21 protein-coding genes are annotated in these 19,393 nt (G+C 68.5%); 14 read left to right on the top strand and 7 right to left on the bottom strand.

Features of this window, described 5'->3' with window-relative positions:
- Positions 1–30 precede the first annotated feature (30 nt).
- On the top strand, positions 31–1,641 hold the full coding sequence (locus WDJ57_RS11955; RefSeq protein WP_338901047.1) for a pentapeptide repeat-containing protein: 1,611 nt from the start codon (positions 31–33) through the stop codon (positions 1,639–1,641).
- Between the two features lie 51 nt (positions 1,642–1,692).
- On the opposite strand, the gene WDJ57_RS11950 is transcribed toward WDJ57_RS11955, so the two are convergent.
- Together WDJ57_RS11950 and WDJ57_RS11945 are read right to left on the bottom strand one after the other, a co-directional pair.
- A complete protein-coding gene (locus tag WDJ57_RS11950; RefSeq protein WP_338901046.1) occupies positions 1,693–1,902 on the bottom strand; it encodes a glycine zipper domain-containing protein in 210 nt (69 codons plus the stop codon).
- Between the two features lie 69 nt (positions 1,903–1,971).
- Positions 1,972–2,172: a hypothetical protein gene (locus WDJ57_RS11945; protein WP_338901045.1), complete on the bottom strand. Its 201-nt coding sequence runs from the start codon at positions 2,170–2,172 to the stop codon at positions 1,972–1,974.
- Positions 2,173–2,327: 155 nt separating this feature from the next.
- On the opposite strand from WDJ57_RS11945, the gene WDJ57_RS11940 reads away from it, so the two are divergent.
- From WDJ57_RS11940 to WDJ57_RS11930, 3 genes are all read left to right on the top strand, one after another.
- Positions 2,328–3,359: a DHH family phosphoesterase gene (locus WDJ57_RS11940; RefSeq protein WP_338901044.1), complete on the top strand. Its 1,032-nt coding sequence runs from the start codon at positions 2,328–2,330 to the stop codon at positions 3,357–3,359.
- 2 nt (positions 3,360–3,361) lie between these two features.
- On the top strand, positions 3,362–3,514 hold the full coding sequence (locus tag WDJ57_RS11935) for a hypothetical protein (protein WP_338901043.1): 153 nt from the start codon (positions 3,362–3,364) through the stop codon (positions 3,512–3,514).
- An 86-nt stretch (positions 3,515–3,600) separates the two neighbouring features.
- On the top strand, positions 3,601–3,834 hold the full coding sequence (locus WDJ57_RS11930; RefSeq protein WP_338901042.1) for a PRC-barrel domain containing protein: 234 nt from the start codon (positions 3,601–3,603) through the stop codon (positions 3,832–3,834).
- A gap of 199 nt (positions 3,835–4,033) precedes the next feature.
- Here the strand turns inward: WDJ57_RS11930 and WDJ57_RS21635 are convergent, their stop codons facing one another.
- The gene (locus tag WDJ57_RS21635) at positions 4,034–6,109 is read right to left on the bottom strand and encodes a halocyanin domain-containing protein (protein ID WP_380629767.1); all 2,076 of its coding nucleotides are present in this window, start codon (positions 6,107–6,109) and stop codon (positions 4,034–4,036) included.
- Between the two features lie 187 nt (positions 6,110–6,296).
- On the opposite strand from WDJ57_RS21635, the gene WDJ57_RS11920 reads away from it, so the two are divergent.
- The 4 genes from WDJ57_RS11920 to WDJ57_RS11905 all read left to right on the top strand — a co-directional run bounded on the left by WDJ57_RS11920 (position 6,297) and on the right by WDJ57_RS11905 (position 8,750).
- Entirely contained in the window at positions 6,297–6,530 is a 234-nt protein-coding gene (locus tag WDJ57_RS11920) for a hypothetical protein (RefSeq protein WP_338901041.1), read from the top strand.
- 58 nt (positions 6,531–6,588) lie between these two features.
- Positions 6,589–6,987: a helix-turn-helix domain-containing protein gene (locus WDJ57_RS11915; protein WP_338901040.1), complete on the top strand. Its 399-nt coding sequence runs from the start codon at positions 6,589–6,591 to the stop codon at positions 6,985–6,987.
- Positions 6,988–7,116: 129 nt separating this feature from the next.
- Entirely contained in the window at positions 7,117–8,376 is a 1,260-nt protein-coding gene (thrC, locus tag WDJ57_RS11910; RefSeq protein WP_338901039.1) for a threonine synthase, read from the top strand.
- 71 nt (positions 8,377–8,447) lie between these two features.
- Positions 8,448–8,750: a hypothetical protein gene (locus tag WDJ57_RS11905; RefSeq protein ID WP_338901038.1), complete on the top strand. Its 303-nt coding sequence runs from the start codon at positions 8,448–8,450 to the stop codon at positions 8,748–8,750.
- 14 nt (positions 8,751–8,764) lie between these two features.
- Here the strand turns inward: WDJ57_RS11905 and WDJ57_RS11900 are convergent, their stop codons facing one another.
- Positions 8,765–8,914, bottom strand: a complete 150-nt coding sequence (locus tag WDJ57_RS11900; protein ID WP_338901037.1) for a hypothetical protein — start codon at positions 8,912–8,914, stop codon at positions 8,765–8,767.
- A gap of 197 nt (positions 8,915–9,111) precedes the next feature.
- On the opposite strand from WDJ57_RS11900, the gene WDJ57_RS11895 reads away from it, so the two are divergent.
- Positions 9,112–9,912, top strand: coding sequence for a hypothetical protein (locus WDJ57_RS11895; RefSeq protein WP_338901036.1), 801 nt, complete (start codon positions 9,112–9,114; stop codon positions 9,910–9,912).
- A 2-nt stretch (positions 9,913–9,914) separates the two neighbouring features.
- On the opposite strand, the gene serA is transcribed toward WDJ57_RS11895, so the two are convergent.
- Together serA and WDJ57_RS11885 are read right to left on the bottom strand one after the other, a co-directional pair.
- Complete coding sequence (gene serA / locus WDJ57_RS11890; RefSeq protein WP_338901035.1) at positions 9,915–11,504, bottom strand: phosphoglycerate dehydrogenase; 1,590 nt, start codon at positions 11,502–11,504, stop codon at positions 9,915–9,917.
- A 161-nt stretch (positions 11,505–11,665) separates the two neighbouring features.
- Positions 11,666–11,833: a DUF7556 family protein gene (locus WDJ57_RS11885; RefSeq protein WP_338901033.1), complete on the bottom strand. Its 168-nt coding sequence runs from the start codon at positions 11,831–11,833 to the stop codon at positions 11,666–11,668.
- 225 nt (positions 11,834–12,058) lie between these two features.
- Between WDJ57_RS11885 and WDJ57_RS11880 the strand changes: the two genes are divergently transcribed.
- The 5 genes from WDJ57_RS11880 (at position 12,059) to WDJ57_RS11860 (ending at position 18,652) form a co-directional block, all read left to right on the top strand.
- Positions 12,059–12,904, top strand: a complete 846-nt coding sequence (locus WDJ57_RS11880; RefSeq protein ID WP_338901032.1) for a CBS domain-containing protein — start codon at positions 12,059–12,061, stop codon at positions 12,902–12,904.
- Positions 12,901–14,664 (top strand): glycine--tRNA ligase, encoded by a 1,764-nt coding sequence (glyS, locus tag WDJ57_RS11875; protein ID WP_338901031.1) that lies wholly within the window; start codon positions 12,901–12,903, stop codon positions 14,662–14,664. Before WDJ57_RS11880 ends, glyS begins: the two co-directional genes overlap by 4 nt.
- Positions 14,665–14,671: 7 nt before the next feature.
- Entirely contained in the window at positions 14,672–15,244 is a 573-nt protein-coding gene (locus WDJ57_RS11870) for a dolichol kinase (RefSeq protein WP_338901030.1), read from the top strand.
- Positions 15,245–15,304: 60 nt separating this feature from the next.
- Positions 15,305–17,770 (top strand): DEAD/DEAH box helicase, encoded by a 2,466-nt coding sequence (locus tag WDJ57_RS11865; RefSeq protein ID WP_338901029.1) that lies wholly within the window; start codon positions 15,305–15,307, stop codon positions 17,768–17,770.
- A 78-nt stretch (positions 17,771–17,848) separates the two neighbouring features.
- Positions 17,849–18,652 (top strand): aldo/keto reductase, encoded by an 804-nt coding sequence (locus WDJ57_RS11860; protein WP_338901028.1) that lies wholly within the window; start codon positions 17,849–17,851, stop codon positions 18,650–18,652.
- 3 nt (positions 18,653–18,655) lie between these two features.
- Here WDJ57_RS11860 and WDJ57_RS11855 read toward each other — a convergent pair whose 3' ends face one another.
- Positions 18,656–19,375 (bottom strand): Sjogren's syndrome/scleroderma autoantigen 1 family protein, encoded by a 720-nt coding sequence (locus tag WDJ57_RS11855; RefSeq protein ID WP_338901027.1) that lies wholly within the window; start codon positions 19,373–19,375, stop codon positions 18,656–18,658.
- Positions 19,376–19,393: the final 18 nt, after the last annotated feature.

Raw genomic sequence — 19,393 nt, 5'->3', positions numbered from 1 at the left:
TTTTTGGATACCGTATCGCAACAGAGTGGTATGGCAACGGAGTGTGGGTACACTCACGACGTGTCCGCCGAGCGGTTCGAGGACGTCCCGGGCGAGACCTGGACCTGCTCGCGGGAGGCGGTCGAGGACGGACACTGCGTGTTCCACACCGACCCGGACGCCGTGAGCGACGAGGCGGTCCGGGAGGCGCTACTGGAGGCCGTCTCGACCGAGGACGGCCCGCTGCGACTCGTCGGCGCACACCTGGGGTCGCTGTCGCTGAACTACGCCATCCTGGACGGGCCCTCGAACCACCCCATCGACCTCCGCGAGACCGAGGTCCACGGGACGCTGTCGGCGCGGTACGTCACCGTCGAGCGGCCGCTGCGACTGGACGGGGCACACCTCCACAGCCGCGTGGATTTCGAGGACGCGACCTTCTCGCGGCGGGTTGACTTCGGCGGCGCGACCTTCGAGGACCGCGTCTCCCTCCGGCTGGCCGACTTCGAGTCCTGGCTCGACCTCCGCGAGACCGACTTCCACGGCCCGGCGTACATGCGCGTCGCCACCTTCGAGCGGGGTATCTACGGCGTCGACGCGACGTTCCACGCGGCCGCCGACTTCCTGAACACGCACTTTGCGGACGTGGCGAACTTCTACCGGGCGACGTTCCACCGGGGGGCCATCTTCGACAGCAGTACCTTCGAGGGAAACGCGCAGTTCTACGACGCCGACGTCGACGCGCCGGCGGTCAAACTGGACTCCGCGTCGGGGAGCCCCCGCTCCGAGCGGGAACGACGGGACGGCGTGGCGCTGTCGCTGGACGGCGTCACCTGCGAGCGTGACCTCCGCCTGGCCGGGGCGACTCTCGGCGGCGACGTCGCCGTCACCGACAGCGACCTGGGGCGGGACCTCCGGTGTGGCGACATCTCGACCGCCGGCAGCGTCGTCGTGGACTGTTCGGGGACGGCCGTCGTCAGCGGCGAGGTGGCGGGCAGCGACGGGGGCGTGACCTACGACCTCACCGGCGCGACGGTGGGCGAACTCGACATCGTCGACGACGCCACGTTCGACGTGTTCCGCTTCGACGAGACGACCTTCAGCGGGTTCGACTTCGGGGCGTACAAGCGCGACCTGGCCGCCCGAGACTGGCGACTCCACGACGACGGGACAGAGCACACGCCCGAGCGACTGGAGAACCTCTACCTGCGCGCGAAAAACGGCGCGAACGAAATCGGGGAGACGCGGGCGTCGGCGGAGTTTTTCATCCGCGAGATGACCTACCGGCGGGCCGCTCACCGCGAGCGGGCACTCGCGGGGGACGGTCTCCGCGAGCGAGTCCGGGGCGTCTCGCAGTGGCTGTCGAACGCGGCGCTACGGCTGACCTGCGGCTACGGCGAGCGGCCGTTCCGACCCGTCGTGTTCTCGCTGGGGCTCATCGCCGTCTTCGCCGGCGTCTACGCCCGGCTGGACGCCCCCATCGCCTACACTCAGCCGCTGGGCTACCTGACGTTCAGCGTCGAGGGGTTCGTCTCGCTCATCCTCGGCCTACCGGAGATCACCGGGTCGACGCTCAGCTTCGTCGTCGCGCTGGAGGGCTTTCTCGGCGGGTTCGTCATCGCGCTCTTTGTCTTCACGCTGACACGCTCGATCAGCCGGTGACGAACCTGTCGCTTCCCGTGGACTGGAACGGCCGACGAGAACGGTCGTCGGCTACGACTCGGCGGTGCGCTGGTTCACTTTCTCGACGAGGTTGCCGACGTCGACCCGTTTCTCGCCGACGGTGGCACCGACGAGCGCACCCAGGCCCCCGCCGGTGCTGGCGGCGTTACGGCTGATGAGGCCACCGAGTGCGGCTCCGATGGCCGCGCCGATAGCTGCGTACTTCGAGCGATTCCAGATTCGTTTGATGCGAGAACCCATGTCTTGGCTGTCGGGAAACCATCAAATAAAGGTACTCGTCGGTGCCGACCCGACGGCCGGGTCGGGCCCTCAGCGGACGCTCGCGCGCCTGTCCGAACGCCGGAGGCCGGCGACCAGTGCCGCCGTCATCTGGACGAACATCAGGGCCAGTGCAACGAAGAACGTCGCGACGCCGGCGGTGACGAGGGGGTCGCTGGCGACGAGTTCGCCGGCGAGAGCCACGACGACCGCCAGCATCTGGAGTGCGAGCAGGCGGGTTAACAGTTTCATGGTTGCACTTGAGACTCCGTCCCCGACGGGGATAAGACGTGCGCGAGGGATGACGCCAGGGCCCGTGATGTCGTGGTTCGCGGTACCGTGACACATACAGGGGAGTGGAGAGTGCAGCCGACAGTATATCCGCCTGGGCAAAGAAGAAAGAAGGTATGAGCAGCGTCGCGGCGCTACGGAACCTCCTCGAAAACGGGAGCGAAATCACCATCGTCTGCCACAACAATCCCGACCCGGACTGCCTGGCGAGTGCCCTCGCGCTCGGGCGGCTGGCGGCCGACACGGGCATCGACGAGCGCCACATCCTCTACAGCGGCAACATCTCCCACCAGCAGAACCGCGCGTTCGTCAACCTCCTCGAAATCGAACTCCAGCCGTTCGACCCGGCGGCGGTCACCGGCCGCGAGTCGGGCGAACTACTGGCGTTCGTCGACCACTCGGTCCCGGGGGCGAACAACAAAGTACCGGAGGGAACGCCGGTCGACATCGTCATCGACCACCACCCCGCAGAGGACATCGAGGCGGCGTTCGTCGACCACCGGGAGGAGGTCGGAGCGACGGCGACGATACTGACCGAGTACGTCCACGAGAGCGGCCTGGACATAGACACCACGCTGGCGACGGCCCTGCTCTTTGCGATTCGCCGGGAGACGCTGAGCTTCCTCCGCGGCGTCACCGCCGACGAGTACAGGGCCGCGGCCACGCTGCACGAACACGTCGACAAGGACCTCCTGCAACGTCTGGCGAGCCCCTCCGTCAGTTCGGCCACGGTCGACGCCATCGCCGACGCCATCGAACACCGCGTCGTCCGCGGGCCGGTGCTGCTCTCGCACGTCGGGCGCACGAACGAGCGCGACGCGATTCCACAGGCCGCGGACTACCTCGCCACGCTGGAGGGCGTCGAGACGGCCATCGTCTTCGGGCTCGTCGATGATACCGTCCAGATCAGCGGCCGCTCGACGGACGCGCGGGTCCACATCGGCGACGTGCTCCACGACGCCTTCGCGGACGTGGGCAGCGCCGGCGGACACCGCGAGATGGCCGGCGGCGAGATTCCACTCGGGCTGTTCGCCGACTACACCGACGACGACGACCGGCTGACAGAGATGATAGAGCAGATAATCACCGGCCGTCTCGTCGCCGAACTCAACCTCGCGGAGGACGACGACGACGAGGACGACGATTAGCCGTGCTCCCGCCAGTCGTCCGGCGCTGTCCGGCCTGTGGCCACGTCGGCCTGACGCCGCGCTTTCCCGCGCGCCTCGACGGTGACGAGTGGACCGTCGAGTGTCCTGCCTGCGGGCACCGCTTCGAACCGCCCGACACGCCGTGGGTGGCCTGACGGAGTAAGGTCAGATTTCCCGGCGGGCGCGCGAGTGGCCGCTGCATAACAAAGTGCGACCCGGCGCTCGTCGGAGACGCGACACCATGCCAACACTCACAGAGACAGACATCGGCAAGAAAGTGGTCAACCAGGACGGCGAGTCGGTCGGGATGATATCGGGCTTCGAGGGCGGACAGGCCTACGTCGAGCCGGACCCGGGACTGACAGACAGGATAATGTCGAAACTCGGCTGGGAGGACATCGACGAGGACAACTTCCCGCTGGACAGCGAGGAAGTCCACACGATTACCGACGACGAGGTCCGCCTCCGCGGCTGAGCGCACCGCACGGACGACAACCGGACTTTCTTTCGGGCAAAAATCGCCAGCGGGGACCACTACGGGCACCCGGACAGGACCAGCCTACCGGACGACAGCCGTCGGTAACGTCGGCGTACGTCGAACGCGCAGGCGAAATCTCCAGGCGAAACGAAGGGGTTTGTGAGGCGTTCACACGAGCGGAGTGCTGCCGAGCGTCTCAGTTCGGTGGCGAGTCGGACTGTCCGGGGACGCCCCGGCCCTGGTAGAAGTCGCCGGCCCAGTTGCCGACCCAGATGTCCTGGTTCGCCAGGTAGAGCGCGTCGGCCGTCCGGAAGGTGTCGTCGGTGACCGACCACGACCCGCTGCCGGTATCGTAGGCGACTTCGGCGTTGTAGACCGCGGCCTGGCCGAACTCGCCGCCGGCCGCCGGTGGCAGCGGCGGTTCGTTGTCGCGGCCGTTGACCGACGGCGGCCGCTGGGCGCGCTGGAGGCCGCCGGTGTTGAACGTCTCGTCGAAGAAGCGGGCGAAGGTCTCCCTGACGCCCGACGTGCCGAAGACGGCGTCGGCGGCGTTGAGCCCGCCGGTGATGTCGCCGGCGTCGCGCGCGGTGATGGCGTAGGTGTCGGCACCGGGACCGGAAGCGAAGGTGCCGGCGTCGTCGTCCCACAGCGTGTCGGTCATGTACCCGAGCACGTCCGCGGCGGTGTCGGTGTAGTCGACACCGTCCAGCTGGGACGCCCACAGCAGCCCCTGGGCGACGATGCCCTGCGTAGCAGCCTGGTTGGCCGCGCCGTTCTCCACCATCCCGTTGCCCGCGAGGTTGTCCCGCACGACGCGAGCAAGCCCGTCGACGTACTCCGTAACCGCCGCCCGGCTGTCCGAACTGCCGGCCTGTGGACCGTAGTATCCGGCGGCAGCGAGCATGAGACCGACCGAGCGGGTCGATTCCTGCTGCGCCACGTCCTCCGGACTGAACAGTTCCATCGTCGTCCCGGCGACGCCGTCGGCGATCTCCTGGATACCGACTGGCGGGTCGAAGACGGCATCGGCCCCCGCCTCCCGCGGGAGGAGCGGCCGGGGGTTGACGTACCCGAACCACCCGTTCTGGGCGAGACTCGTCATGTCCGAGAGGAACCACAGCATCGCAGCGTGGTGGTGTGGTCGGCGCGTTTCGTCCTCGATGCGGCCCTCGCTGGGTCGGTACTCCGAGAGGAATTCGAAGCTGTCACCGTGGGTCAGCGCACCGTTGCCGCGGGAGCCCCCGGAGAGGATGGCGGCGTTGATACCGACCTGTGCCAGCGTCGACAGCAACTGCGCGCGGAACTTCGGCGCTATCTCGCCGGGCAGGATATCGAAGTGCGCCTGGAAGTTCTTCGCCCAGGTGACCCCCTTGAGGTGCGTCCAGGCGAGCGATGACGGACTGACGACACCGGAGGCTTTCGACTTGTCCCAGGCAAGCGTCGAGGCGTCGGGACGGCCGCTGTCGTCTTCCAGCACCGGTTGCTGGGTGAAGTGGGGGTCGCCCTCGGTGAAAGCCGCGAACGAGAGGTTCGGGTTCGCGATCGGGGGGCGGTCGACGTCGGCGTTCGCCAGCATCGCCGGCAGCCGCTGGTCAGCCAACTGCTGCATCTGTTCGTTCAGCGGGAAGGGGACGCCGTTCCCGCTCATCGCGATGTTCGTACTCATGTTGTACAGCGAGTACCAGTACGAGTCGAACGTCGCGGCCTGCCAGTCGTACTGCTGGCCCCCGTCGCCGCCGTCGCCACCGGCCGAGGAGTCGCCGACGACGACGGCCCCCCGCATCCCGATGCCGCGATGAGGGTCGCAGAAGTACTTGACCATGCCCTCGCTGTCGAAGGTGTGCTCGAAGGTGTGGCCGGCCTCGTCCGTCGGGTCACCGCTCCGGAAGGAACCGTCCTCCGCGACGACGTTGTGGCTGCCGCCGTTGCCGGTCCACTCCCAGGTGACGGTCGTCCCGGGGTCGACGTGTACCGCCGGCGGGTCGAAGGCGAAGGCCCCGCCGCTGTTGCCTTCGGCCCCGACTGTCACGGTGAGGCTGTCCTGGCCGCGGGCGTCGACGGTCGTCCCGTCGAAGTTGTCGGTCTGGGCGAACCAGTCGCCGTAGTCGATAGTCCCCGTCGCAGTAGCCGTCGGGGTGGCAGTGTCGGTCTCGGTCTCAGTCTCGGTCGGCGTGACCTCGCCGGAACCGGCGGTGAGTGCCGAACAGCCGGCGAGCAGGCTGGTCGCGGCGATACCGCCGAGCTGGAGAACGCGGCGTCTCTGTGGGTCCATAGCGGCTGGGGATACTGCCAGGACCCGTTTAGCCGTGTGCCGGTCGCGTGTGGTGGTTACACGGGTGAGGTAGGATTATATCCGTCCGGCGAGCGGCCACTTAACGCTCGGTCGGACGGGCGCGCGTGCGACACAGCCACACAGGGAGTGGGAACACTCAAGCAGTTGGCACCAGTAGCCTGGGACGATGACCGACCCACTCGTCGTGGAGGCCGGCGAGATGACCACCGAGGCGTTGCTGGACGCGCTCGACAGCGGCACGCGCGTCGTCGTCCGGACGGAGTTTCTCGGCTCGGAGCACGAGGTGACGCTGCGCCACGACGGGGAGACCTACTACTGCGACACGCCGACGCGGCTGCACAAACACCAGTCCGCTGCCGAGATGCGAAAGTGCCTGGAACGGCAGGGTTACGGCGAGTAATCCGGGTGAGCCGGGGGTAACGCCTGTTTTTATTCACACGGGACGAGTAACGTGGTGTATGCCAGCGGCCGACCCCTCGCCCGACCAGTTCCGCGAACTCATGCTCAACGAGGAGCCGGGTCTGCAGGACGTACTCGCCTGCGTGTTCGGCATCCAGCGCCACGAGGCACGGACCTACGAGACGCTACTCGCGAACCCCGGAAGCACAGTCGAGGAACTGGCCGACGTCCTCGACCGCGACCGGAGCAACGTCAACCGCTCGCTGTCGACGCTCCGGGAGAAGGGCCTGGCCACGCGCCAGCGCCGCCTCCTCGACGGCGGCGGGCACGTCTACCAGTACTCCGCGACCCCGCTGTCGGAGGCCCGGGACCTGATGCACAAGACGCTGGACGAGTGGACCGCCTACGTGCACGGGCGTATCGACGAGTTTGGGGACAGCGAGGACGAACGAGCGTAGCGAGTGAGTCCTCGAAGTGAAGCGGCGACGACGGGAGCCGCGGAACGCGAGGCACGAAGGTCGCAGGATAGCGGAAGACGGGGCGCACAACCGCCCCACTTTTGCCCGCCCGGACCATCACCTCGGCCAATGACGAGTCTCGAACTGACGGCCGAGGCACCGCCGGAGGCCGACGACGGGGTGTGGCTCTCCTGCATCGAGTGCGGGGAGTCGTTCGCGCCCTTCGACGACGTGCGCTACACCTGCGACGACTGCGACGGCCTGCTGGAGGTCCGCTACGAGGACCTGCCGACGTGGGACGACTTCGACGACGACCAGTGGGGCGTCTGGCGCTACAGCGCCGCCCTGCCCTTCGAGGAGGGCGTCTCCCTTCCCGAGGGCGGGACGCCGCTGCACGACGTGCCCCGGCTGGAGGAGGAAATCGGCGTCGACCGTCTGCGCGTGAAACACGAGGGGATGAACCCGACGGGCAGTTTCAAAGACCGCGGCATGACCGTCGGCGTGCGCGTCGCGAAGGAGATCGGCGTCGGCCGACTGGCCTGTGCCTCGACGGGCAACACCAGTGCCGCGCTGGCGGCCTACGGGGCCCGCGGCGGGATGGAGACGCTGGTGCTCCTGCCGGCCGGGAAGGTCGCAGCGGGGAAGGTCGCACAGGCCAGCCTCCACGGCGCGCGCATCCTCGAAGTCGACGGCAACTTCGACACCTGCCTGGACATCGTCCAGGACCTCGCCGGCATGGGCGAGGCGTACCTCCTGAACTCGCTGAACCCGTTCCGTCTGGAGGGCCAGAAGACCATCGGGCTGGAAATCTTAGAGCAGTTCCGCGACGAGGAGGGGAGCTACCCCGACCGCATCGCCCTGCCGGTGGGCAACGCGGGCAACACCGCGGCGCTGTACAAGTGCTTCCGGGAACTCGTCGAGAGCGGCGCGCTGGACGAGGACGAGGTGCCGAAACTCACCGGCGTCCAGGCGGAGGGTTCCGCGCCGATGGTCGAGGCCATCGAGAAGGGCTGGGACCACGTCGAGCGCTGGGACCACGTCGAGACCCGCGCGACGGCCATCCGCATCGGCAACCCCGTCAACGCGCCGAAGGCGCTGCCGGGCATCCGGGAGACTGGCGGGACGGCCGTCGCCGTCACCGACGACGAGATTACCGCGGCCCAGCGCGACCTGGCCGAGGAGGGCGTCGGCGTCGAACCCGCCTCCGCCGCCTCCATCGCCGGCGTGCGCAAACTCCGGAAGGAGGGCATCGTCGACGCCGACGAGGAGGTCGTCTGTCTGACCACGGGCCACCTGCTGAAAGACCCCGACGCGGCCGCCGAGGCCGGGTCCGAACCCGAACCGGTCCCCGGCGACACGGAAGGCGTGCTCGACCACCTGCGGTCCTGACTGCCCGCCGCCGATGACGCCCGTCTGACGGACTGTTTTGTGACTGCAGCAACAAGAAGTGCAACGGCCCCATGTCAGAAAGTCCCATAGAGGGTCGCGGCTCCCCAGCGTGGAAGTTGACGGCGTCCGACCGTCCGGACGGTGCGGACCTGCGGACGGACCGGGCCATCAAGGGAGTGGCGACCTACTACCGACTGCGGAGCATCGCACTCGAAGCCCGGGTGCAGCGCCTCGAACGAGAACTCGACCGGGCGGAGCAACGCCTCCAGGAGACGGTCGCGCGGTACGAGCAGATTCTCCAGCACCAGGACCGTGACGGCACCGTCGCGGTACCGACGGCCGGTCGGCCCGACGCGCCCCCCGCCGACGACTGACGCCGACGTTCCCGCTACTCCGCGCGGTCGTCCTCCTCCTCCTCGTCCTCGCCCCCGTCCTCGGTCTGGTCGGCGTCGCCGGTCATGCCGCCCCGGGTCGGATGGTCCATCGTCGGCGCGAACAGGGACGCCACGGCGTCCAGCAGGCGGTCTTTCAGTCCCATACCCGACAGGGTGCGCGCCGAGGCGGAAAGAGGTGTGGGACCGCCGCCGCCCCGCCGGCCGTCTCCGGCGACCGACGGACAGATAGTGTAACCACACCGACACCGAATCGCAATCTGTCGACAGGTCGCCGACGCGAACGTCCCCACTGCGTGGGAATCGGCTGGCAATTTATATCCGGACGCGGTCTCCTCTCGATATGATGAGTCTATCCGCAGCGACATCTCACGCCGGAGAGACCGTCGCACTGGCGCGGCTACTGGCGTACGCCGTGGTCGCGCTGGGGTCGGCAGTCCTGCTGTACTACCTCTCCCAGTACGTCTCGCACGTGCTCGCGGAGAGCGATACCCGAAGCTGGCTCCTGCTCGGCGTCGGCATCGCCGCCGGTGTCCTCTACGGACTCGCCGGCGTCGTCGACACGCTGACCGACCTCGCGTGGGCCGGGACGTTCGCCGAGGGGGCGACGCTGTTTTTCATCCTCTTCGTGGCCCTCGGTATCCGGCACCTGTACTTCACGGGCTACGCGGCGAGCCAGTCGCCGCGGGCGCTGCCCGCGTGGGTCGACCACCTAGTCGTCACCGGCTTCGTCGGCTCGTGGTGGTTCGGGTTCCTGGTCGACCAGGGGTGGGCCCACCTCGTCGTCGTGGTCGGCTGGGTCGGGGCGTCGCTGTGGGCGCTGTACTACAGCGTCCTCGCGGTCCGCAAGCACGAGGGGACGAGCATCGCCGCGCTGGTCAGGAACCTCCTGCCGGCCGTCATCGCCGTGACCGTCGTCGTCTTCGCCGACGTCGTCGGCGGGTACGCCGGACTCGGCGCGGCCGTCGACGCGCTGTGGCTGGTCGGGACGGTGCTGGTCGGCGGGTTCCTGTTCACCACCGCCGTCGCCATCCGCCAGCAGGGCGGGGAAGTCGAGCGGCTGTACGACTGGACGACCTGGCGCGGCGACAGCCTCGACGAGGAGACGAAAACAGAGCGCTCGGGAAGCTACACCGACGACTGACCTTACTCGCCGTTGTCCAGCGAGATGTACTTCGTCTCGATGATGCGCTCGTCGGCGTTGAGTTCGTCCAGCACGTCCGTCGGGACCGGGTCGTCGAGGTTGTAGACCGACAGCGCCTCGCCGCCGATGGTCTCGCGGCCGTTGAACATCCCCGCGATGTTGAGCTCGTGTTCGCCGAGGACGCTGCCGATGAACCCGATGACGCCGGGGATGTCCTCGTTGCGCGCGACGAGCATGTGGCCGTGGGGGACGGCGTCGACGCGGTACCCGTCGATGCGGACGATGCGGGGGTCGTCGCCCGCGAACTGCGTCCCGCAGACGGAGATGCTGCCGTCGTCGTTGCCGACGGTCACCGTCACGAGCGACTGGAAGTCCTCGGACTGGTGGGACTTGGTCTCCGAGACGTCGATGCCCCGCTCCTCCGCAATCTGTGGGGCGTTGACGGCGTTGACTTGCCACTCCAGGGGCTGGAAGACGCCCTTCAGGGCGCTGGCGGTCACGAGGTCGACGTCCTCCTCGGCGATGTCGCCGGCGTACTCGATTTCGACCTCCTCGACGCGGTCGTCGAACAGCTGGACGGCGATTTTGCCGGCCGTGTCCGCGAGGTCGATGTAGGGCTGAATCTTCGGGAACGCGCTCTCGTCGACCGAGGGCGCGTTCAGGGCGTTGATGACCGGCTCGTCGTTGAACGCGGCGACGACCTGGTCGGCCGTGGACGTGGCGACGTTCTCCTGTGCGGCCTCCGTGGAGGCGCCCAGGTGGGGCGTCACGATGACGTCCTCGACGGACAGCAGCGGGTTGTCCGGCGAGACGGGCTCGTCGGCGAAGACGTCGACTGCGGCCCCGCGGAGGACGCCGTCCTCGACGGCCTCGGCGAGGGCGGGCTCGTCGACGATGCCGCCGCGGGCGCAGTTGATGACGTAGCCGCCCTCCAGTTGCGCGAGGCGTTCCTCGCTTATCATGTTCTCAGTCTCGTCGGTCAGCGGCGTGTGGATAGTCAGGAAGTCCGCCCGGTCGATGCACTCGTCTAAGTCGTCGACGAGTTCGGCCCCGAGCTGGGCGGCGCGGTCCTCGCTGATGTAGGGGTCGAAGGCGACGAGGTCCATCCCGACGTTGCCCAGCCGCTTTGCGACCTCCTGGCCGACGCGGCCGAAGCCGACGACGCCCAGCGTCTTGTTGTTGACCTCCGTCCCGAGGAAGTCACCTTTCGCCCACTCGCCGCCGGTGAGGCGGTTGTGGGCCTGCGGGATGGAGCGGGCCGTCGCGAACGTCATCGCGACGGTGTGTTCGGCGGCGGCGCGAACGTTGCCCTCGGGGGCGTTCGCGACGATGACGCCGTGTTCCGTGGCGGCGTCGATGTCGATGTTGTCCACGCCGATGCCGGCGCGGCCGACGATGACGAGGTCGGGCGCGGCGTCGAACACCTCGGCGGTGACCTCGGTGCCCGAGCGCACGATGAGCGCGTTGGCGTCCGCGACGGCGTCGAGGAGGTCCTGTCCCTCCACGTCGTAGGCTGTCTCTACCTCGTGGCCGGCGTCGCGCAGGCGCTGAATCCCGGCGTCCGCGATGGGGTCAGTGACGAGTACCTTCATGCCCGAGGAAAGTGAGGGGGTCGGCATAACGCTTGTTTTATCGTCGCGGCCGCTCGGGCCCCAGGGCGGTTGTTCTCCGGAGGTTCGGGATTGTCAATGGCACACACAGCAGACCGGCGTCGCCGCTCCCGGGCGACGGCTGCGAGAACGTGGCCGGACGGTCAGCGCCAGGCCGGGAGCGAGGCAGCGTCGTCGAGCGGGAGTGTTACGAACGCGTCGTCCTGACTGATGTCCGCGATGATGAACTGGGCTGTCGGTCCCTTCTCGACCGAGGCCATGACTTCCGCGTCCGCTGCCACCTCCGACGGGACAACCGTATCCGGCTCCATGCGTGTCAACATGTAACACTGGTACATAAAGCCTCCGAAAGGGGGTGTGGACAATCACCCGAAGGTCCGGCGACGGCGTCGGACGGGCGTCAGACGGCGGGCGGACCCGTCCCGAGATGCCCGAGGACGGGAACCCCGGAGTCGTCGCGGCCGTGCGCCGGTGACCGCCCCGCCCCGGGGCGAAGTGTAAGGACTTAGTGGGTGGGGCGTGGAGTAGGTGGCAGTATGAACGTTGCAGACGTCATGACGCCCCGAGAGGAGGTCGTCACCGTCGAGATACCGGGGACGCGTGACGACGTCCTCGACTATCTCCAGGACAGGCAGTTCTCGTCGGTCCCGGTCATCAAGCAGACCGACGACGGCGAGGTCTTCCGCGGTATCGTCTCCCGCGACGCGCTCATCGAGGAGCCCGACGAGGACCAGCTCGCCCTGCTCACCGAGGAGGTGCCCACCACCACCGCCGACACCGACCTCGCGGACGTGGCCGCCCTGATGCTCGCCGAGGACGAGCGCCGCATCCCGGTCGTCGACGGCACCCTCGAAGGGATCGTCACCGTGACGGACGTGGTCCGCGCCATCGCCAACGGCAACCTGAACGGCGAGACCGAGGTCGGCGGACTCGCCCGGCGGGACATCAACAGCGTCTACGAGGGGGCACCGCTGCCGGTCGCCGAGCGCGAGCTCTTCTTCGCCCGCGTGCCCTACGGCGTCGTCCTCGACGAGGAGGGCGACCTGTCCGGCATCCTCACCGAGGTCGACATCCTGGAAGTCGCCCGCGTCGTCGAGGGCGAGGCCGACACCGGCGAGTCCATCGCCGGCGAGGACGACGAGTGGGCCTGGGAGGGCATCAAGGCGGTCGGCAACCGCTACATGCCGACCCGGAACGTCGAGATTCCCGCCGAACCCGTCCGGGAGTTCATGACCAGCGACATGGTGACCGTCAGCAGCACCCGGACCGCCCAGGACGCCGCCCAGCTGATGATAGAGCACGACATCGAGCAGATTCCGATGGTCAGCGGCGACCGCCTCTCGGGCATCGTCCGGGACATCGACCTGCTGGAGGGAGTATGAGCGACGAGGGCGCGCGCCTGACCGAGCTGGCGAAACGCCGTGGTTTCTTCCTGCAGTCTGCCGGTGCCTACGGGGGCGTCTCCGGCTTCTACACCTACGGCCCGCAGGGCGCGACGCTGAAGGAGAACCTGGAGGACGCCTGGCGGGACCGCTACGTCACCCGCGAGGGTCACATGGAGATTTCCGCGCCCGACGTGATGCCCGAAGCCGTCTTCGAGGCCTCGGGGCACCTCGACGGCTTCGACGACATGATCATCGAGTGCCCGGAGTGTGGCGCGAGCCACCGGGCCGACCACCTCGTCGAGGACAACACCGACATCGAGGAGGCCGAGTCCATCTCCACCGAGGAGATAGCCGAAATCATCGCCGAACACGACCTGGTCTGTCCGGACTGCGGCACCGAACTCGCCGGCGAACCCGTCGAGGACTTCAACCTCATGTTCGAGACGAACATCGGGCCGGGCTCGTCCTCACCGGGCTACCTCCGCCCGGAGACCGCCCAGGGTATCTTCGTCGAGTTCCCGCAACTCGCGGAGTACGCCCGGAACCAGTTGCCCTTCGGCGTCGCACAGATCGGGAAGGCCTACCGCAACGAGATTAGCCCGCGGAAGGGCCTCATCCGCGTCCGCGAGTTCACCCAGGCCGAACTCGAACACTTCATCGACCCCGAGGAGGACGAACCGCCGCTCTCCCGGGTCGAGGACGTGGTGCTCCCGCTGTACTCCGCCGAACAGCAGGACGCCGAGGACGGCGGGATTCGGGAACTGACCGTCCGCGAAGCTATCGACGAGGGCGTCGTCACCTCCGACTGGGTGGCCTTCTACCTGGGCCTGTCGACGGCCTGGTACGAGCGGGTCGGCGTCGACATGGACCGCTTTCGCTACCGCCAGCACCTCCCGGGCGAACTCGCCCACTACGCCTCCGACTGCTGGGACGCCGAGTCCGAACTCGGCGGCGACTGGGTCGAGATTACCGGCTTCGCCTACCGCGGCGACTACGACCTGAAGAAACACGAGGAACACTCCGGGGAGGACTTCTCGGTGTTCAAGCAGTACGACGAACCCGTCACCGTCGAGCGCCCGACCGTCGACCCCGACATGAGCGTGCTCGGCCCCGAGTTCGGCGGCGACGCCGCCGCCGTGGCCGCTGCACTCGAAGACCTGGCCGAACGCGACCCCGATGCGTTCGACGACGACGAAGTGACCGTCGACGTCGAGGGCGAGGCCTACACCGTCGACGTCGAGGCGACCGGCTTCGGCGTCGAGGAGGTCACGGAGTCCGGCGAGCACGTCCGCCCGCACGTCGTCGAACCCTCCTTCGGCGTCGGCCGCCTGGTCTACACGGTGCTGGCCCACGCCTACGCGGAGGACGAGGTCGACGGCGAGGAGCGCAGTTACCTCTCGCTCCCCCCGGAGATGGCCCCCACGACAGTCGGCGTCTTCCCGCTGATGGACAGGGACGGAATGGGCGAGGAGGCACGTGACCTCGCCAGCCGCCTCCGGGAAGCGGGGCTGGAGGTTACCTACGACGATTCGGGTGCCATCGGCCGGCGCTACCGCCGCCAGGACGAAATCGGCACGCCGTTTTGCGTCACGGTCGACTACGACACGCTCGGCGACGGCGAGGGCGACGGGGCACAGGCCGGGACCGTCACGGTCCGCGAGCGCGACTCGACCGAGCAGCGACGGGTCGCCATCGACGAGCTGGCCGGGACGCTCACCGCGCTCCGCGACGGCGACCTGACCTTCGAGGACCTGTAGCGACCCCATGAGCTACGCGCGGCGGCTCATCCACTTCAGCGGGACGCTCGTCCCGGCGGCGTACCTCGTCGGGGTGCTCGAGTGGTCCCACGTCAGGCTCCTGCTGGCTGTGGCAGCCGTCGCTGTCGTCGTGCTGGAGGTGTTGCGGCTGTACGTGGGGCTCGACTGGACGGTCTTCGACCGGCTCACCCGCGAGTACGAGCAGGACAACCCCGCGGGATACGCGCTGGCGGTCGTCGGTGCCGCCCTCGTCGTGCTCGCCTTTCCTCCCGAGGTTGCCGTGCCGGCGCTGCTGGTGTTGACCATCGCCGACCCCATCGCCGGCATCCTCGGCGACGTGGACAGCGTCGACTCGCGGAAGGCGTGGTGGGTGATGGCCGTGACCTTTCTCGTCTGTCTCGCCATCACCGCGCCGCTCATGCCGCTCCGGGCCGCCGTCCCCGTCTCGGTGGTCGTCGTCTTCGCCGACGCGGTCAAGCCCCGCGTCTTCGGGTTCGTCGTCGACGACAACTTCTCGATTCCCGTCGGCGCGGGCGTGACCGGCTGGCTCGCGCTCACCTACCTCCCCCCGCTTCTCTGAGCGTTCACTTTCACTCCGCCACGGGAACCCTTAACCGCAATCGAAGGCAAGGTGGGGAAAATGGCGACGAGCGAGGCCGACGGTGACATCGACTGGCCGTTCCTGGCCGAGGGCCTTCTGGAGCGCCGCGAGTACCAGTTCCAGCTGGCCCAGGCCGCCCTCCGGGACCACACCCTGGTCTGTCTCCCGACCGGGCTGGGCAAGACGACGGTCAGCCTGCTGGTCACCGCCCGCCGGCTCCACGACGTCGGCGGCACGAGCCTCCTGCTGGCCCCGACGAAGCCGCTCGTCTCACAGCACGCCGACTTCTACCGCGAGGCGCTGGCCGAGGTACCCGACGACGAAATCGTCGTCTTCACCGGCGAGGTCCGCCCCGCCAAACGCGCCGACCTCTGGGAGGAGGCCCGCGTCGTCGTCGCCACCCCGCAGGTCGTCGAGAACGACCTCGTGGGCAACCGCATCTCGCTGTCGCGGGTCACCCACTGCACCTTCGACGAGTGTCACCGCGCGACCGGCGACTACGCCTACAACTACATCGCCGAGCGCTACCACGAAGACGCCGAGGAGCCGCTGGTGACCGGCATGAGCGCCTCGCCGGGCGACGACGAGGAGGCCATCCTGCAGGTCTGCGAGAACCTCGGCATCCACGACGTCGAGGTGATGACCGAGGACGACGCCGACGTGGCCGAGCACACCCACGAGACCACCGTCGAGTGGGAGCGCGTCGACCTCCCGGAGACGGTCGAGGAGATACGCGACGCGATAAACGAGATCGTCCGCCAGCGCCTCACCCGGCTGAAGGAACTCGGCGTGACGAACAAGACAAGCCCGGACGTCTCCGAGCGGGAGATACAGCGCATCCAGGGCCAGCTCCGGGACCTGATGAACAACGACCAGTCCGAGGGCTACGAGGGGATGAGCATGCTCGCGGAGGTCCGGAAACTGCGCACTGCCGTCACCTACGTCGAGACCCAGAGCGTCGAGTCCTTCCGGCGGTACATGGAGCGCCAGAAGGAGGCCGCCCGCTCCTCGGGCGCGTCGAAGGCCGACCAGCGGATGGTCTCGGAGCCGAAGGTCCGCGAGGCGGTCCGGAAGGCGCGGGACTACGACGACCTGCACCCGAAGTTCCGCCGCGCCCGGATGCTCATCGCGGAGACGCTCGGGATCAACGACGGCGAGCGCGTCATCCTCTTCACCGAATCGCGGGACACAGCGGAGGCGCTGACGGACTTCCTGGGCGCACACTTCGAGACCCAGAAGTTCGTCGGGCAGTCCGACACCGACGGCAGCGAGGGGATGACACAGACCGAGCAACAGGAGACGCTGGACCGCTTTCGCGCCGGCGAGTTCGAGGTGCTGGTCTCCACCTCCGTCGCCGAGGAGGGCCTGGACGTCCCGGAGGTCGACCTGGTGCTGTTCTACGAACCCGTCCCGACGGCCATCCGCTCCATCCAGCGCAAGGGCCGAACCGGCCGCCAGACCGAAGGCGCGGTGACGGTCCTGCTGGCCGAGGACACCCGCGACGAGGCCTACTTCTGGAAGGCCCGCCGCGACGAGAAGGAGATGGAACAGCAACTGCGCAGCCTGAAAAACGTCGCCGGCGAAATCGAGGGCGAACTGAGCGAGCAGGCGGGGCTGGCGGCGTACGAGGACGACGAAGGAGGGAACGATGACTCGGCGGGCGACGCGCCCCAGGAGAGCGAGGAAGCGACGAGCGGGACGACCGCCGGCAACGACGGGCAGGCCGGCCTCGACGCGTTCGCGGGGAAAGCAGTCGAGAAGAAGGACGAGAGTGGCGGGGGCGACGACGGAGAGGACGAGACCGAAGACGGAGACGGCGTGGTCGCCGAGGCGGGGACCGACGACGAGGCAGTTGAAATCGTGGTCGACCAGCGGGAACTGGACTCTTCTATCGCGCGGGACCTCTCAACCAGGGACGGCATCGAGACCCGACTGGAGACCCTGGAGGTCGGCGACTACGTCCTCTCGGACCGCGTCGTCGTCGAGCGCAAGACCGTCGCGGACTTCCTCGACACGCTGACCGGCGGGGACCGCTCGATGTTCGAGCAGGTGGGCGACGCCGCCCGCCACTACGCCCGGCCGGTCGTCGTCGTGGAGGGCGAGAACCTCTACGGCGAGCGCAACGTCCACCCGAAGGCCATCCACGGGGCGCTGGCCTCGCTGGCCGTCGACTTCGGCGCGAGCGTGATGCGCACGAGCGACGAGGCCGAGACGGCGGACCTGCTGGAGACCGTCGCCGAGCGCGAACAGGACGACGGCGGCCGCGAGGTCAGCGTCCACGGCGAGAAGCAGTCGAAGACGCTGACCGAGCAACAGGAGTACGTCGTCGCCTCCATCGCCGAGGTCGGTCCCGTCACCGCGCGGTCGCTACTCGCCGAGTTCGGCAGCGTCGAGGCGGTGATGACCGCCGAGGAGGACGACCTCCAGGAGGCGGAAGGGGTCGGCGCGGTCACCGCCGAGCGGATTCGGGAAGTGACGGGGAGTTCCTACGACGGGAGCGAGTGAGGCGTCGGCGTCCCCTCACTCCGCGAACTGAAGGTCGCTTCTGCTAACATACATCACGCTGGGAGAACAACGGCGGCTATGCCCGACGCGACGCTCCCCGCGCCCGGACTGGGAACCTACGAGAACACCGACCCCGAGACCTGCCGGGCGTCGGTCCGCATCGCGCTGGACTGTGGCTACCGCCACGTCGACACCGCAGAACTGTACGAGAACGAGGCGGCGGTCGGGGCCGGACTCGACGCCGCCGACGTCGACCGCGAGGAGGTCTTCGTCGCCACGAAACTCGACTCCCGGAACCTCGGCTACGACGCGGTCCGCGACCACGCCCTGGGCTGTTGCGACCGACTCGGCGTCGACACGCTGGACCTCCTGTACGTCCACTGGCCCATCCGGACCTACGACCCCGAGGGGACGCTGGCTGCCTTCGACGAACTCCACGACGAGGGGCTGGTTCGCCACGTCGGCCTCTCGAACTTCACGCCGGACCTGCTCGCGGACGCGCTGGACCGCCTCGACGCCCCGCTGTTTGCCCACCAGGTGGAGTGTCACCCCCTCCTCCCCCAGGAGGAACTGCGCGCCACTGCGCGGGAGGACGACCACTACCTGGTCGCGTACTCCCCGCTGGCGAAGGGGGAGGTACTGGACGTGCCGGAACTGGTCGACGTCGCAGCGAAACACGACGCCACGCCCGCGCAGGTGAGCCTCGCCTGGCTGGACGGGAAGGAGAACGTCGTCCCCATCCCGAAGGCCGCCACGCCCGCGCACATCCGGGAGAACTACGCGGCGCTGGACCTGGAACTGGACGACGAGGACGTCCGGCGAATCGACGCCATCGAGCGCCGGAAACGGGTCGTCGACTTCGACGCCGCGCCCTGGAACTGAGACTTACCGCCGCAGCGAAGAAAGCGTCTCGGCGGCCTCGCGCGCGGCCGCGAGGTACTCCTGTGCCCGCTGGGGGTCCTCGGCCGCCTCCGCCTGCTGGCTGAAACGGGTCAGCGTCCGGACCAGCGACTCCCGTGCAGCGGTCACGTCGCTGGCGGCCGACGGGTCGGACGCCGGGACCTGACGCGGCTGGTCCGAAGGACCTGCGGACTGCCCGGCGCTCGGCTGGTGTGTGTGGTCTTCGGGGGTGCGCTGGCGAGCGGGAGGGTGGGGCTGTCCGTGTGCAGGACCACCTGCCTCGGTCGGCGTCTCCTCGGCGGGGGCGGCCTGGTCCGCAGTCGGCTGGGACTGCGTCTCGGTGTCCTGCTGTGACTGCGTCGCTTCGTCCTGCTGGGCCTCGTCGGCCGCCTGTGCGGCGTCGCCGCCGAAGGCCACGCGGGCCTCGTCGTCGGGGTCGGTGACCTCGATGTTCTCGGGTTTCTCCTCGCTCTCCTCGTCGGCGTCGCCGGTCCCGCGGTCGACCGCCTTCTCGCAGGTGGCACAGAACTCCTGGCCGTCGTACCGGAAGATGGGGTCGCCACAGTCCGAGCAGTGGGCGTTCGTCATCGTCGCCCCCTGGAGGAGGAGTTCGCTCATCTTCTCGGCCACCTCGCGTTGCTCCTGGTCGCGCTCGTACTTCTCGCGGAGTTTCTCCCGCTCTGCTTCCTTGTCGAAGTCGCTCATGTGCGTGTGTGAGCAGAC

It is taken from the genome of Salinibaculum sp. SYNS191 (genome assembly GCF_037338445.1).
GTDB lineage: Archaea > Halobacteriota > Halobacteria > Halobacteriales > Haloarculaceae > Salinibaculum > Salinibaculum marinum.
The sequence above is the reverse complement of the archived record's forward strand: the minus strand, read 5'-3'. Positions and strand labels throughout refer to the sequence as shown.

Bases quoted from the DNA above. Each gene is read 5' to 3' on its own strand.
- WDJ57_RS11955 (WP_338901047.1), top strand. From the start codon at position 31: ATGGCAACGGAGTGTGGGTACACTCACGACGTGTCCGCCGAGCGGTTC.
- WDJ57_RS11950 (WP_338901046.1), bottom strand. From the start codon at position 1,902: ATGGGTTCTCGCATCAAACGAATCTGGAATCGCTCGAAGTACGCAGCT.
- WDJ57_RS11945 (WP_338901045.1), bottom strand. From the start codon at position 2,172: ATGAAACTGTTAACCCGCCTGCTCGCACTCCAGATGCTGGCGGTCGTC.
- WDJ57_RS11940 (WP_338901044.1), top strand. From the start codon at position 2,328: ATGAGCAGCGTCGCGGCGCTACGGAACCTCCTCGAAAACGGGAGCGAA.
- WDJ57_RS11930 (WP_338901042.1), top strand. From the start codon at position 3,601: ATGCCAACACTCACAGAGACAGACATCGGCAAGAAAGTGGTCAACCAG.
- WDJ57_RS21635 (WP_380629767.1), bottom strand. From the start codon at position 6,109: ATGGACCCACAGAGACGCCGCGTTCTCCAGCTCGGCGGTATCGCCGCG.
- WDJ57_RS11920 (WP_338901041.1), top strand. From the start codon at position 6,297: ATGACCGACCCACTCGTCGTGGAGGCCGGCGAGATGACCACCGAGGCG.
- WDJ57_RS11915 (WP_338901040.1), top strand. From the start codon at position 6,589: ATGCCAGCGGCCGACCCCTCGCCCGACCAGTTCCGCGAACTCATGCTC.
- thrC (WP_338901039.1), top strand. From the start codon at position 7,117: ATGACGAGTCTCGAACTGACGGCCGAGGCACCGCCGGAGGCCGACGAC.
- WDJ57_RS11905 (WP_338901038.1), top strand. From the start codon at position 8,448: ATGTCAGAAAGTCCCATAGAGGGTCGCGGCTCCCCAGCGTGGAAGTTG.
- WDJ57_RS11900 (WP_338901037.1), bottom strand. From the start codon at position 8,914: ATGGGACTGAAAGACCGCCTGCTGGACGCCGTGGCGTCCCTGTTCGCG.
- WDJ57_RS11895 (WP_338901036.1), top strand. From the start codon at position 9,112: ATGATGAGTCTATCCGCAGCGACATCTCACGCCGGAGAGACCGTCGCA.
- serA (WP_338901035.1), bottom strand. From the start codon at position 11,504: ATGAAGGTACTCGTCACTGACCCCATCGCGGACGCCGGGATTCAGCGC.
- WDJ57_RS11885 (WP_338901033.1), bottom strand. From the start codon at position 11,833: ATGGAGCCGGATACGGTTGTCCCGTCGGAGGTGGCAGCGGACGCGGAA.
- WDJ57_RS11880 (WP_338901032.1), top strand. From the start codon at position 12,059: ATGAACGTTGCAGACGTCATGACGCCCCGAGAGGAGGTCGTCACCGTC.
- glyS (WP_338901031.1), top strand. From the start codon at position 12,901: ATGAGCGACGAGGGCGCGCGCCTGACCGAGCTGGCGAAACGCCGTGGT.
- WDJ57_RS11870 (WP_338901030.1), top strand. From the start codon at position 14,672: ATGAGCTACGCGCGGCGGCTCATCCACTTCAGCGGGACGCTCGTCCCG.
- WDJ57_RS11865 (WP_338901029.1), top strand. From the start codon at position 15,305: ATGGCGACGAGCGAGGCCGACGGTGACATCGACTGGCCGTTCCTGGCC.
- WDJ57_RS11860 (WP_338901028.1), top strand. From the start codon at position 17,849: ATGCCCGACGCGACGCTCCCCGCGCCCGGACTGGGAACCTACGAGAAC.
- WDJ57_RS11855 (WP_338901027.1), bottom strand. From the start codon at position 19,375: ATGAGCGACTTCGACAAGGAAGCAGAGCGGGAGAAACTCCGCGAGAAG.